Origin of the sequence: Azotobacter bryophylli (assembly GCF_042643485.1) — a bacterium.
In the GTDB taxonomy this organism is placed as follows: Bacteria; Pseudomonadota; Gammaproteobacteria; order Pseudomonadales; family Pseudomonadaceae; genus Azotobacter; species Azotobacter bryophylli.
The window spans coordinates 38,742-51,815 of the sequence record NZ_JBHRSJ010000005.1 but is presented as its reverse complement, the minus strand read 5'-3'; the positions used below and the strand labels follow the sequence as shown (position 1 = coordinate 51,815).

General features: G+C 59.1%; 12 protein-coding genes. 9 read left to right on the top strand and 3 right to left on the bottom strand.

Annotated features, from left to right (window positions below):
* Positions 1-2: 2 nt before the first annotated feature.
* From recF to dnaA, 3 genes are read right to left on the bottom strand one after another with little or no spacing between them, the layout of a single operon-like run.
* A complete protein-coding gene (gene recF, locus ACFOJE_RS03385) occupies positions 3-1,103 on the bottom strand; it encodes a DNA replication/repair protein RecF (protein WP_377812851.1) in 1,101 nt (366 codons plus the stop codon).
* Between the two features lie 14 nt (positions 1,104-1,117).
* Positions 1,118-2,221, bottom strand: a complete 1,104-nt coding sequence (dnaN, locus tag ACFOJE_RS03380; protein WP_377812849.1) for a DNA polymerase III subunit beta — start codon at positions 2,219-2,221, stop codon at positions 1,118-1,120.
* Between the two features lie 31 nt (positions 2,222-2,252).
* Positions 2,253-3,713, bottom strand: a complete 1,461-nt coding sequence (gene dnaA / locus ACFOJE_RS03375; RefSeq protein ID WP_377812847.1) for a chromosomal replication initiator protein DnaA — start codon at positions 3,711-3,713, stop codon at positions 2,253-2,255.
* Between the two features lie 593 nt (positions 3,714-4,306).
* On the opposite strand from dnaA, the gene rpmH reads away from it, so the two are divergent.
* From rpmH to ACFOJE_RS03330, 9 genes are all read left to right on the top strand, one after another.
* Positions 4,307-4,441, top strand: a complete 135-nt coding sequence (gene rpmH / locus ACFOJE_RS03370; protein WP_003458028.1) for a 50S ribosomal protein L34 — start codon at positions 4,307-4,309, stop codon at positions 4,439-4,441.
* Between the two features lie 14 nt (positions 4,442-4,455).
* Positions 4,456-4,860, top strand: a complete 405-nt coding sequence (gene rnpA, locus ACFOJE_RS03365; RefSeq protein WP_377812846.1) for a ribonuclease P protein component — start codon at positions 4,456-4,458, stop codon at positions 4,858-4,860.
* A complete protein-coding gene (gene yidD / locus ACFOJE_RS03360; RefSeq protein WP_377812844.1) occupies positions 4,853-5,098 on the top strand; it encodes a membrane protein insertion efficiency factor YidD in 246 nt (81 codons plus the stop codon). The genes rnpA and yidD overlap by 8 nt, the downstream gene beginning before the upstream one ends.
* 2 nt (positions 5,099-5,100) lie before the next feature.
* A complete protein-coding gene (gene yidC / locus ACFOJE_RS03355) occupies positions 5,101-6,774 on the top strand; it encodes a membrane protein insertase YidC (protein WP_377812843.1) in 1,674 nt (557 codons plus the stop codon).
* A 62-nt stretch (positions 6,775-6,836) separates the two neighbouring features.
* Positions 6,837-8,204: a tRNA uridine-5-carboxymethylaminomethyl(34) synthesis GTPase MnmE gene (gene mnmE / locus ACFOJE_RS03350; RefSeq protein ID WP_377812842.1), complete on the top strand. Its 1,368-nt coding sequence runs from the start codon at positions 6,837-6,839 to the stop codon at positions 8,202-8,204.
* A gap of 521 nt (positions 8,205-8,725) precedes the next feature.
* Positions 8,726-10,618, top strand: a complete 1,893-nt coding sequence (gene mnmG / locus ACFOJE_RS03345; protein WP_377812841.1) for a tRNA uridine-5-carboxymethylaminomethyl(34) synthesis enzyme MnmG — start codon at positions 8,726-8,728, stop codon at positions 10,616-10,618.
* Positions 10,618-11,265 (top strand): 16S rRNA (guanine(527)-N(7))-methyltransferase RsmG, encoded by a 648-nt coding sequence (gene rsmG / locus ACFOJE_RS03340; protein ID WP_377812840.1) that lies wholly within the window; start codon positions 10,618-10,620, stop codon positions 11,263-11,265. The genes mnmG and rsmG overlap by 1 nt, the downstream gene beginning before the upstream one ends.
* Before the next feature lie 18 nt (positions 11,266-11,283).
* Complete coding sequence (locus ACFOJE_RS03335; RefSeq protein ID WP_377812839.1) at positions 11,284-12,075, top strand: ParA family protein; 792 nt, start codon at positions 11,284-11,286, stop codon at positions 12,073-12,075.
* An 8-nt stretch (positions 12,076-12,083) separates the two neighbouring features.
* On the top strand, positions 12,084-12,956 hold the full coding sequence (locus ACFOJE_RS03330; protein WP_377812838.1) for a ParB/RepB/Spo0J family partition protein: 873 nt from the start codon (positions 12,084-12,086) through the stop codon (positions 12,954-12,956).
* Positions 12,957-13,074: the final 118 nt, after the last annotated feature.

The window sequence follows — 13,074 nt, the reverse complement described above, 5'->3', positions numbered from 1 at the left end:
CTTCACTCCCGATCGTGGGTCTGGGTGATACGACCTTGCTCCACGTGGAACAAGGCAACTGGCGTGTCCGTGCGCCAGCTTTCTCGCAATAATTCTCTATCAACGCAGGTGATGAATACCTGGCAGTTAAGTTCTTCAAGCAAGTGGCAAAGGGCGCGGCGGTGCTGCTCATCCAGCTCGGAGGGAAGGTCGTCGACCAGATAGATGCATTGGCTGCGCCTGGCATTTTCGACTAGATGTCCCTGGGCGATCTTCAACGCACAAACCACCAGTTTTTGCTGCCCCCGCGAAAGAATATCCACCGCATTGTGCGAGGCCAGGCGCAAACGCAAATCGGCACGCTGGGGACCTGCCTGCGTATGACCCAGTTGCTGGTCTCGCAGCAGGGACGCCACCAGTACATCGCCCAGCGAGCGCTCCTTGTCCCAGCCGCGGTAGTAGCTCAAGGTCAAGCCATCCAGCTCCACCAGTTCATGTAAAACCTTCTCGAAAACTGGTTTCAACGTCTGGATATAAGTGCGTCGATAACTATCAATTTCTTCGCTGGCCAAGCACAACTCATGGTCCCAGGCAGCTTGCGAAGCGCTATCCATTCTACCATGGCGGAGCCAGGAGTTCCGCTGCCGCAGGGCCTTCTGCAAGCGTTGCCAGGCTGGAAGAAAACGCCGTTCCACGTGGAACACGCCCCAGTCGAGAAACTGCCGGCGAATCTTCGGCGCCCCCTCGAGCAGACGAAAACTATCCGGGTTGATCAACTGCAGAGGCAGGGTTTCAGCCAAGTGGGCGGCGCTGCGCACGTTCTGCCCATCGATGCGGATCTGTAACTCCCCTTGACGATTACGTGAAACCCCCAGGTTGCTCATATATCCGTCGTTCAGGCGAACCTGTCCGAACACGGTACAGGCCGGCTGGTCATGCTGGATCACGGGGGAAAGACGCTGACTCCTGAAGGAACGGGCCAGTCCCAGAAGATGTATGGCCTCCAGCAGGCTGGTCTTGCCGCTGCCATTGGCGCCATAAAGGATATTGATGCGGGGCGAGGGAGAGAAGGTCACCGGGTGCAGGTTGCGCACCGCGGTGACCGTGATACGGCAGAGGGACATCGAATGCGGAGGTTTTACAAGCGCATCGGCATGACAACATAGGCCGAATCGTCGTTATCGGCTTCCTGCAGTAGGGCACTGCTGTTGGCATCCGACAAGGTCAGACGAACCTGCTCGGCAGTCATCACGCCCAGTACGTCGAGCAGATAGCTGACGTTGAAGCCGATCTCCAGCGGATCGCCGTTGTAGTCGACCGCCACTTCTTCCTCGGCTTCTTCCTGTTCCGGGTTGTTGGCCTGGATCTTCAGCAATCCTTTGGCCAGTTGCAGGCGAATGCCGCGGTACTTTTCGTTGGACAAAATTGCGGTACGGCTGAAGGCCTCGCGCAGCAGTTGGCGATCGCCGATCACCTGCTTGTCGCCGCCCTTCGGTAGAACGCGCTCATAATCCGGGAACTTGCCATCGACCAGCTTGGAGGTGAAGGTGAACTCACCGGTGGTAGCGCGGATATGGTGCTGACCGAGCACAATGCTCACTTCGCCATCCTGCTCGGTGAGCAAGCGTGCCAGTTCCAGGATACCCTTGCGCGGAACGATGACCTGATGGCGGTCGGCATGTTCGATACCCGCCTGCATGGCGCACAGAGCCAAACGATGGCCGTCGGTCGCTACCGCGCGCAATACACCCGCATTCATTTCCAGAAGCATGCCGTTGAGGTAATAGCGGACGTCCTGCTGGGCCATGGCGAAGCTGGTGCGCTCGATCAGGCGGCGCAACTTGCTCTGCACCAGGGTGAAAGTCAGCGAGCCCGGGCCTTCCTCTACAGTGGGGAAGTCGTTGGCCGGGAGGGTAGACAGGGTGAAGCGGCTACGCCCGGCCTTGATCAGCAGCTTCTGCTCATCGACGCGGATATCGATCAGCGTATCGTTGGGCAGACTCTTGCAGATATCCATGAGCTTGCGCGCCGGCACGGTGATCTCGCCCGGCTCGGCACGCTCCTCCAGCGGCACCCGACCGACCAGCTCCACCTCCAGATCGGTACCGGTCAGCGACAGCTGCTGGCCCTGGACGACCAGCAGCACGTTGGATAGCACCGGCAGAGTCTGTCGCCGCTCGACGACGCCTGCGACCAGCTGCAGCGGTTTCAACAAAGCTTCGCGTTGAATGATGAAATGCATGGTCAGTCCCTAATCGGTTTGCTTCTGGTTGTCAGGTGGTCAAGGTGCGCAGTAGGTTCTTGTAATCCTCGCGGATATCCGCATCGGATTCCCTCAGTTCAGCAATCTTGCGGCAAGCATGCAAGACGGTGGTGTGATCGCGGCCGCCAAAGGAATCGCCGATCTCCGGCAAGCTGTGGTTGGTCAACTCCTTGGACAGGGCCATGGCAACCTGACGCGGTCGCGCCACCGAACGCGAACGGCGTTTGGAAAGCAGGTCGGCGATTTTGATCTTGTAGTACTCGGCGACCGTACGCTGGATGTTATCCACACTGACCAGCTTATCCTGCAGAGCCAACAGATCCTTCAGCGATTCGCGGATCAGCTCGATGGTGATCGGATGATTGGTGAAGTGCGAGTGGGCGATGACCCGCTTCAAGGCCCCTTCCAACTCGCGCACATTGGAGCGAATGCGCTGGGCGATGAAGAAGGCAGCGTCGTGGGGTAGTTCTACCTTAGTCTGCTCGGCCTTCTTCATCAGGATCGCCACCCGAGTTTCCAGCTCCGGCGGCTCGACGGCGACCGTCAGGCCCCAGCCAAAGCGGGATTTTAGGCGCTCTTCAAGCCCTTCAATTTCCTTGGGATAGCGGTCGCTGGTAAGAATCACCTGCTGGCCACCTTCGAGCAGGGCGTTGAAGGTGTGGAAGAACTCCTCCTGGGAACGCTCCTTCTTAGCAAAGAACTGGATATCGTCGATCAGCAGCGCGTCCACCGAACGGTAGAAACGCTTGAACTCGTTGATCGCATTGAGCTGAAGGGCCTTCACCATGTCGGCGACGAAACGCTCCGAATGCAGGTAAACCACCTTGGCATTCGGATTCCTCTCCAGAAGATGGTTACCCACAGCATGCATCAGGTGGGTCTTGCCCAGACCGACTCCCCCATAGAGGAACAGTGGGTTGTAACCATGCTTGGGATTATCCGCCACCTGCCAGGCTGCGGCACGAGCCAGTTGGTTGGATTTGCCCTCGACGAAGTTCTCGAAGGTGAAGGAGCGATTGAGATAACTGGTGTGCTTGAGCGCTCCCTCGACCTGAACCGAACGCTCGGTCCGCACCGGAGGAACAGATGCCGCAGTCCCGGTATCAGCTCGACTATCGGTAGCAGTGGGCTCGCTCGCGGCCGGCTCGGGCATCTCAGCCACCGGACGCGAAGCAGGGGGGGGTAGAGCAGACGGAGCGGGTTGCACAGGACGCGGGATAGGCCGGCGTTTGCTGCCGATCAATAAAGAAACGGAAGGCGCGAAACCATCACTACGCTCTCCCAGCAATTCCAGCAATCGCCCTAGGTACTTTTCATTGACCCAATCGAGGACAAACCGATTGGGTGCGTAGACGCGCAGCTCATCACCCTCGGCTTCGACCTGCAGCGGACGAATCCAAGTGTTGAATTGCTGAGCGGGCAGTTCATCGCGCAGAAGCTCGACGCACTGTTGCCAAAGTTCAACGGACACGTATATCCCCTAGCCATCAAAGCGGCAGGCAAAAAACAGTCTGCCATTGTAGCCGCCACCGATAGTGGTTATCCACATGGCGAGAGAAAAAACACTGCCCCTCGGTGTAATAGGCTAGCGCCCAGCCCTGTTGATAACTAGATATCAGCGTAGTGCACAACCACCAGAGAGCTACTGTTGATAACTTCGCTGTGCATAAAATGCGATTTAACCCACAGCATTTACGCACATCTCAGCACAAGTGGAGCACTGATTCTGTACAACCTTGTCATGTCTGTAAACCTGCGCAGAATGGGTCTCTCATGATGTTATCCACAGACAGGCTGATCACTAAGTTCTTTAATAAGAACAATCTTTTTAAAGAATTTTTCCTCTTGTATCTTTTTGTGCATGCTTGCCGGACCAAGAAATCACCATGCCTGCATGGAGAGCTATACGGATTGAAAGGGATGCAAATGAGTCCAGCAGCCTTTGCTTACTGATGAGGTAAGGCATTGGTTGGAAATTGACCTGACCTGATGCTTTCAATAGAATTGCCGGTCTCTTTGAACGGGGGCCACTTCCGGCCCGTAGTGACCACCAGGTAAGGCATCATGAAACGCACTTTCCAACCCAGCACCCTCAAGCGCGCTCGTACCCACGGTTTCCGTGCCCGTATGGCCACCAAGAACGGTCGTCAAGTCCTGTCGCGTCGTCGCGCCAAGGGCCGCAAGCGTCTGACTGTCTGATTTATCCGGACCGGGTGGTGAGTCGAGACTTCTCTCGGGAAAAGCGGCTGCTGATCCCAAGACAGTTCAAGGCAGTCTTCGACTCCCCGACCGCCAAGGTTCCGGGCAAGCACGTTCTCCTACTCGCCCGCCTTAACGATCTCGAACTCCCCCGTCTGGGACTGGTGATCGGCAAGAAGAGTGTCAAACTCTCTGTTCAGCGCAATCGCCTGAAACGTCTGATACGTAATTCCTTCCGCCTGAATCAGGATGCCCTGATCGGATGGGATATCGTTGTGGTCGCACGAAAAGGCTTTGGCGATCTGGAAAACGCCGAGCTGACACAACAGTTCGACAAGCTCTGGAAGCGACTCGCGCGCAACCGATCACGTGGCCAGCCCCCGACCGAAGCAGAGGTGGCGGGAAATCCCGATGCGTAAACTGGCCCTCGCCTCGATCCAGTTCTATCGCTATGCCATTAGCCCGCTGATGGCAAGTCACTGTCGTTTCTACCCCAGCTGTTCCTGCTATGCGTACCAAGCCATCGAAAATCATGGCCTGATACGCGGCAGCTGGTTGAGCCTGCGCCGTCTCGGGCGCTGCCATCCATGGAACCCGGGAGGTTACGACCCGGTTCCTCCGATCCACCCCTCACGACCCTCTTCGATGGCCGAGTAATCATGGATATCAAACGCTCGATCCTGATCGTCGCCTTGGCAGTTGTGTCCTACCTGATGGTTCTAGAGTGGAACCAGGACTACGGACAGGCAGCCCTACCGACCCAGAACGCCGAAACTTCCAGCGCCAACCGGGCGCTGATGGATACGCCGCTGGCCAATCGATCGGCCAGCCCCGATGTTCCCACCGCCGGCGACCAGAGCAAGACTCTGGATAACGCGACACCAGTAGCGTCCAATGAACTCATCCGGGTGCGGACCGATGTCTTCGATCTAGCCATCGACCCGCGCGGCGGCGATATCGTCCAGCTCAGCCTGCCCAAATACCCGCGTCGTCAGGATCATCCGGAGATTCCTTTCCAACTGTTCGACAATGGTGGCGAACGTCTGTATCTGGCACAAAGCGGCCTGACCGGTAGCAACGGTCCGGATGCCCGTGCCAATGGCCGCCCCTTGTACAGCAGCGAACAGCACAGCTATAGCCTGGCCGACGGCCAGGACCAACTGGTGGTCGACCTAAAATTCAGCGAAGCGGGGGTCAACTACACCAAGCGTTTTACCCTCAAGCGCGGCGAGTACGATCTCAAGGTCAGCTACCTGATCGACAACCAGAGCGGCCAGCCTTGGAGTGGCAACCTGTTCGCCCAACTTAAGCGCGACGGCAGCGCCGACCCGTCCTCGACCACGGCAACCGGCTCCGCTACCTATCTTGGTGCCGCTCTGTGGACTTCGGATGAGCCGTACAAGAAGGTCTCCATGGGCAACATGGATGACAAGAACCTGCGCGAAACGGTACAGGGCGGCTGGATCTCCTGGTTGCAGCACTACTTCGTCACAGCCTGGATCTCGCAGAAGGACGGCACTAACCAAGTGCAGACCCGCAAGGACAGCCAGGGCAACTACATTATCGGCTTCACCGGGCCGACCCTGAACGTTCCGGCTGGTGCCCATGCCGAAACCAGCGCCATCCTGTATGCCGGTCCCAAGGACCAAGGCAAGCTCGAGGCCCTGTCTCCGGGGCTAGAACTCACCGTCGACTATGGCGTGCTCTGGTTCATCGCCCAACCGATCTTCTGGCTGCTCAAGCTTATCCACAGCGCACTCGGCAACTGGGGATGGTCAATCATCGTTCTGACCATCATCATCAAGCTGATGTTCTTCCCGCTGTCGGCCGCCAGCTACCGCTCCATGGGCCGCATGCGTGCAGTCGCGCCCAAGCTGCAGGCGCTGAAGGAGCAATTCGGCGACGATCGCCAGAAGATGTCCCAGGCGATGATGGAGCTGTACAAGAAGGAAAAGATAAACCCGCTCGGCGGCTGTTTGCCTATCCTGGTACAGATGCCGGTCTTCCTCGCCCTCTACTGGGTGCTGCTGGAGAGCGTGGAGATGCGTCAGGCTCCCTGGTTGCTGTGGATAACCGACCTGTCGGTCAAGGATCCCTATTTCCTTATGCCGATCATCATGGGCGTGACCATGTTCATCCAGCAGCATCTCAATCCGACGCCGCCGGACCCGATGCAGGCCAAAGTGATGAAGCTGATGCCGATCATCTTCACCTTCTTCTTCCTCTGGTTCCCGGCCGGCCTGGTGCTCTACTGGGTGGTCAACAACTGTCTGTCGATCGCCCAGCAGTGGTACATTACCCGGCAGCTGGAAAGGGCCGCGCAGAAGGCCTGATCCTAGCCGAGCCCGAAAAAAAGACGCCCCCTCGTGGGGCGTCTTGCTTATGGAGTCCCCGCATGCACAGCCCACGTGAAACCATCGCCGCCATCGCCACGGCCCAGGGCCGCGGTGGGGTCGGCATCGTACGGGTCTCCGGTCCGCTGGCCAGACAGGTAGCGTTGCATGTTTGCGGGCGGGATTTGGTGCCTCGACATGCCCATTACGGTCCCTTCCGGGACTCCGACGCTCAAGTGCTGGATGAAGGGATTGCGCTGTTCTTTCCCGGCCCCAACTCCTTCACCGGCGAAGATGTGCTGGAGCTGCAGGGACATGGTGGCCCAGTGGTTCTCGATCTGTTGCTGCAGCGCTGTCTCGAGCTGGGCGCACGCATGGCCAGGCCGGGGGAGTTCAGTGAACAGGCATTCCTCAACGACAAGCTCGATCTGGCCCAGGCAGAGGCCATCGCCGACCTGATCGAGGCCAGTTCGGCTCAGGCTGCCCGCAACGCCCTGCGCTCGTTGCAAGGCGAGTTTTCCAAGCGGGTGCAGAGTCTCACCGAGAAGCTGATCGAGCTACGCATCTACGTCGAGGCGGCGATCGATTTTCCCGAGGAGGAAATTGATTTCCTCGCCGATGGCCATGTGCTCGCCCTGCTCGACGGCGTGCGCGCCGAGTTGTCCACAGTTCTGCGCGAGGCCGGCCAGGGAGCCTTGCTGCGCGACGGTATGACCGTGGTCATCGCTGGCCGACCGAACGCTGGCAAGTCCAGCCTGCTGAACGCCTTGGCCGGACGCGAAGCGGCGATCGTCACCGAGATCGCCGGAACCACCCGGGACATACTGCGCGAACATATCCACATCGATGGCATGCCGTTGCATGTGGTAGACACTGCCGGCCTGCGCGAAACGACCGATCAGGTCGAGCGCATCGGCGTGGAACGCGCATTGAAAGCCATCGGCGAGGCGGACCGGATACTGCTGGTCGTGGACGGTAGCGCACCGGAGGCTGCGGATCCTTTCGCCCTCTGGCCGGAGTTTCTCGATATCAGACCGGAGCCCGCCAAGGTCATCCTGATTCGCAATAAAGCCGACGTGATAGGCCAGCCCATTGCCCTGGAGACAGACAGCGATGGCCATGCGACCCTTAGCCTGTCAGCGCGGACCGGCGATGGACTTGAGCTGCTGCGTGAGCATCTGAAGCAGTGCATGGGCTTCGAACAGACTGCCGAGAGTACTTTCAGTGCCCGCCGCCGCCATCTGGAAGCCCTGCGCCAGGCAGCCGCTTTTCTCGATCACGGGCGTGAGCAGTTGACCTCTGCCGGAGCAGGGGAGCTGTTGGCCGAAGACCTGCGCATGGCCCAGCAATCGCTGGGCGAGATCACCGGCAGCTTTAGTACCGACGATCTGCTCGGGCGCATTTTCTCCAGTTTTTGCATCGGCAAATAAAAACCCAGGCAGCCGACTGCTCTTGCCCCTCCCGAGCACACTGCTGCTCGCCAAGCAGCGGCGTGCGCCCGCTATCTCCCTGTGTCTAACACGATAGGGGAGCTACCTTTCATCGGAAAATACTCTATCCACATGCCGACAAGCTCTGTGGAAAACTTGCCATGAGCTCAGTCGATAACCGATCTCTAAATCTGCAGATAAAAACGCCTGTTGATAAGTGGTCATTCCATACACAGGTCGTTGACCGATTGTTCGCCGCCTACCGGCAGGATCACCACAACTTTATCCGGCGCTCATAAGCAAGTTTGACGGGGGCTAGGCAATGTTATCCACAGAACTTGTGCACACCATACATAAACATAAAAACCAAGCTTTATAAAATTTCATACTCTTTATTTTTGTAGACAGGCGTTGGGATAAGCGATTGGCTGTTTTTTGTGCAGAAGGCTTCTTTCAAATTGCCTAAGTCCCTATACTTGCGGCCTTTTCCCTTTTCTCTTCGAACAGGCACGAGGTGCGTGGTGGATTTTCCTACCCGTTTTGACGTGATCGTGATCGGTGGCGGTCATGCCGGTACCGAAGCGGCACTCGCGGCTGCGCGCATGGGTGTGAAGACCCTGCTGTTGACCCATAATGTGGAAACCCTCGGGCACATGAGTTGCAATCCGGCCATCGGCGGCATCGGCAAGAGCCATCTGGTCAAGGAAATCGACGCGCTCGGCGGTGCCATGGCGACCGCTACCGACAAGGGCGGTATCCAGTTCCGTGTGCTCAACAGCCGCAAGGGACCGGCGGTACGTGCCACACGCGCCCAGGCCGACCGGGCCCTGTACAAGGCGGCGATCCGTCAAATTCTGGAAAACCAGCCCAACCTGTGGATATTCCAGCAAGCCGCGGACGACCTGATCGTCGAACAGGACCAAGTACGCGGCGTCGTTACCCAGATGGGACTGCGTTTTCACAGTGACAGCGTGGTACTCACCACCGGAACCTTTCTTGGTGGACTTATCCACATAGGCTTGCAGAATTATTCCGGCGGACGTGCCGGTGACCCGCCCTCTATCGCGCTCGCCAAGCGCCTGCGCGAGTTGCCGCTGCGCGTCGGCAGGCTGAAGACCGGAACACCTCCGCGCATCGATGGGCGTACTGTGGATTTCTCGGTGATGACCGAGCAGCCGGGCGATACTCCGACTCCAGTCATGTCGTTTCTCGGTTCTCAGGACCAGCATCCGGCCCAGGTCAGTTGCTGGATCACCCACACCAATGCTCGGACCCACGAGATCATCGCCAGCAATCTCGACCGTTCACCCATGTATTCGGGAGTGATCGAAGGTATCGGGCCGCGCTATTGCCCATCCATCGAGGACAAGATCCACCGCTTCGCCGATAAGGACAGCCACCAGGTCTTCCTCGAACCCGAGGGACTATCCACCAACGAGCTGTATCCCAACGGCATCTCCACGTCGCTGCCGTTCGACGTGCAACTGGACATCGTTCGTTCCATCCGTGGCATGGAGAATGCCCATATCGTGCGTCCGGGTTATGCCATCGAATACGACTTCTTCGATCCACGCGACCTCAAGTACAGCCTGGAAACCAAGGCTGTCGGCGGCTTGTTCTTCGCCGGACAGATCAATGGCACCACTGGCTACGAGGAGGCCGGCGCCCAGGGGCTGCTTGCCGGCGCCAACGCCGCGCTGCGAGCCCTGGGGCGTGATAGCTGGTGCCCACGTCGGGACGAAGCCTACATCGGCGTGCTGGTCGACGACCTGATCACCCTAGGAACCCAGGAGCCGTACCGCATGTTCACTTCGCGTGCCGAGTACCGGCTCATCCTGCGCGAGGATAACGCCGATCTGCGCCTGACTGAGAAAGGCCGCGAGTTGGGCTTGGTCGATGATGCCCGCTGGGCGGCGTTCTGCGCCAAGCGAGAGGGCATCGAGCGTGAGGAGCAGCGCTTGAAGAGCACCTGGATTCGCCCCGGCACAGCTGAAGGCGAATCCATCGCCGCACGCTTTGGCAGCCCTCTGGCCCGCGAATACAACCTGCTGAACCTTCTGGCACGTCCGGAAATCGATTATGCGGGTCTGGTCGAGGCAACCGGCGGCGAAGCCGCGGATCCTCAGGTCGCCGAGCAGGTAGAGATCAAGACCAAGTATGCCGGCTACATCGATCGTCAGCAGGACGAGATCGCGCGGTTGCGCGCCAGCGAGGATATCCGCTTGCCGGAGGAGCTTGACTACGCGTCGATCTCGGGCTTGTCCAAGGAAATCCAGCACAAGCTGGGCCAGGCGCGCCCGCAGACTCTCGGTCAGGCTTCGCGGATTCCCGGCGTCACGCCGGCTGCCATTTCCTTGCTACTGATCCATCTGAAGAAACGCGGTGCCGGCCGCCAGCTGGAGCAGAGCGCCTGATGTCAATGGTCTCTCCCCGCCACGCAGAGGAACTGGTGCGTGGCGCCCACGAACTGGGCATCGAACTCACGGCACGTCAGCAGGAGCTGTTGCTGGCTTACCTGGCGCTGTTGATCAAGTGGAACAAGGCCTACAATCTGACTGCCGTGCGCGATCCGGATGAAATGGTCTCGCGTCATCTGCTCGACAGCCTCAGCGTGGTGCCTTATGTTGCCGAGGCTGGGGATAACTGGCTGGACGTCGGTAGCGGCGGGGGAATGCCTGGCATCCCGCTGGCCATCCTGTTTCCCGAACGGCACTTCACCTTGCTGGACTCGAACGGCAAGAAGACCCGTTTTCTTACCCAAGTGAAACTGGAACTGCGTTTGAGCAACATGGAAGTTGTCCACAGCCGGGTGGAAGCCTTCACACCGGCGCAATCCTTTTCCGGTATCTGCTCAAGGGCATTCAGCTCGTTGGCGGATTTCGCCGGCTGGACACGCCATCTGGGGAACAGTGAGACCCGCTGGCTGGCGATGAAGGGCTTGCAACCGGATGACGAGCTGCAAGTCCTGCCTCAGGATTTTCGACTGGAACGCACCTATGTGCTCAAGGTTCCCGGTTGTCAGGGTCAGCGTCATCTGCTGATCTTGCGCCGCACTTCATGACCCGGACAGACGCTGACCATGGCTAAAGTATTCGCCATCGCCAACCAGAAAGGCGGCGTGGCCAAGACCACCACCTGCATCAATCTGGCTGCCTCTCTGGTGGCCACTCGCAGACGCGTATTGCTGATCGATCTCGATCCACAGGGCAACGCCACCACTGGCAGCGGTGTGGATAAGTTGAGCCTGGAGCATTCGGTCTACGACGTGCTGACGGGAGATTGCAGCCTCGTCGAGGCCATGCAGTTCTCCGAGCATGGCGGTTATCAGTTGTTGCCGGCCAACCGTGATCTCACCGCGGCCGAAGTCGTTCTGCTCAACATGCCAGCCAAGGAGCACCGTCTGCGCGAGGCTTTGGCACCGATCCGCGAGAATTACGACTATGTCCTCATCGACTGTCCGCCGTCGCTGTCGATGCTGACGGTGAACGCTCTGGCGGCTGCCGATGGCGTGATCATTCCGATGCAGTGCGAGTATTACGCCCTGGAAGGTCTGAGCGATCTGGTCAGCTCTATCCAGCGCATCTCCCAGGCACTCAATCCGAACCTGCAGATCGAAGGCCTGCTGCGCACCATGTACGATCCGCGCATCGGTCTGACCCACGATGTGTCCGATCAACTCAAGGCGCATTTCGGCGACAAGCTCTACGAGACGGTCATCCCGCGCAACGTCCGGCTCGCCGAGGCGCCCAGCCACGGCATGCCTGCGCTGGTCTACGACAAGCAATCCAAGGGGGCTCAGGCCTACCTGGCGCTTGCCGGTGAATTGTCACGCCGGCAGCGTCGCGCCGCCCGCAGCGACACGAAAGCATAGGAGTCTCAATGGCGATCAAGAAACGAGGCCTCGGCCGGGGACTGGATGCCCTGCTGGGTGGCACTACCGGGGCTACCGTGCAGGACGCCACGGCGCCGGCCGATAGCCGCGAGCTGCTGCATTTGCCGCTGGATCTGATCCAGCGCGGCAAGTATCAGCCGCGTCGCGAGATGGACCAGGCTGCCTTGGAGGAGCTGGCGCAGTCGATTCAGGCCCAGGGCGTGATGCAGCCGATCGTGGTGCGCCCGATCGATGGGCTGCGCTATGAGATCATTGCTGGCGAAAGGCGCTGGCGTGCCAGCCAGCAGGCCGGTCTGGACAAGATCCCGGCGATCGTCCGCGAGGTTCCGGACGAAGCAGCCATCGCCATGGCGCTGATCGAGAATATCCAACGGGAGAATCTCAATCCGATCGAGGAGGCGCTTGCCCTCCAACGTCTCCAGCAGGAGTTCCAGCTTACCCAGCAGCAGGTTGCCGATGCGGTGGGCAAATCGCGGGTCACCATCAGCAATCTTTTGCGCCTCATATCTCTGCCGGAAGAGATCAAGACACTGCTCTCCCATGGAGATTTGGAAATGGGGCATGCACGTGCCTTACTGGGACTTCCGTCCCAGAGGCAAGTCGAAGGGGCGCGACACGTTGTCGCACATGGTTTGACCGTGCGTCAGACCGAGGCTTTGGTCCGTCAGTGGCTGAAGCCCAAGGAGCAAAGCGCCAATAACCATACGCAGGATCCGGATATAAGTCGTCTGGAGCAGCGGCTGGCGGAGCGTCTGGGCTCTCCCGTGGAGATAAAGCACGGACAGAAGGGCAAGGGGCAATTGGTCATCCGCTACAACTCGTTGGACGAGTTACAGGGGGTGTTGGCGCACATCCGCTGAGGGTTTCGCATGTAGCGAGTGGTCGGAAATGACTACCCAATGGTTGAACCGACTCTGAACCGCCCCTATACTCGCGGCGCATTTTGATAGCGGTTCGCAAAATTGTGTTCCGCATGGC

Excerpts from the sequence above, each read along its gene's own strand:
- recF (WP_377812851.1), bottom strand. The coding sequence starts at position 1,103 with ATGTCCCTCTGCCGTATCACGGTCACCGCGGTGCGCAACCTGCACCCG.
- dnaN (WP_377812849.1), bottom strand. The coding sequence starts at position 2,221 with ATGCATTTCATCATTCAACGCGAAGCTTTGTTGAAACCGCTGCAGCTG.
- rpmH (WP_003458028.1), top strand. The coding sequence starts at position 4,307 with ATGAAACGCACTTTCCAACCCAGCACCCTCAAGCGCGCTCGTACCCAC.
- yidD (WP_377812844.1), top strand. The coding sequence starts at position 4,853 with ATGCGTAAACTGGCCCTCGCCTCGATCCAGTTCTATCGCTATGCCATT.
- yidC (WP_377812843.1), top strand. The coding sequence starts at position 5,101 with ATGGATATCAAACGCTCGATCCTGATCGTCGCCTTGGCAGTTGTGTCC.
- mnmE (WP_377812842.1), top strand. The coding sequence starts at position 6,837 with ATGCACAGCCCACGTGAAACCATCGCCGCCATCGCCACGGCCCAGGGC.
- rsmG (WP_377812840.1), top strand. The coding sequence starts at position 10,618 with ATGTCAATGGTCTCTCCCCGCCACGCAGAGGAACTGGTGCGTGGCGCC.
- ACFOJE_RS03335 (WP_377812839.1), top strand. The coding sequence starts at position 11,284 with ATGGCTAAAGTATTCGCCATCGCCAACCAGAAAGGCGGCGTGGCCAAG.
- ACFOJE_RS03330 (WP_377812838.1), top strand. The coding sequence starts at position 12,084 with ATGGCGATCAAGAAACGAGGCCTCGGCCGGGGACTGGATGCCCTGCTG.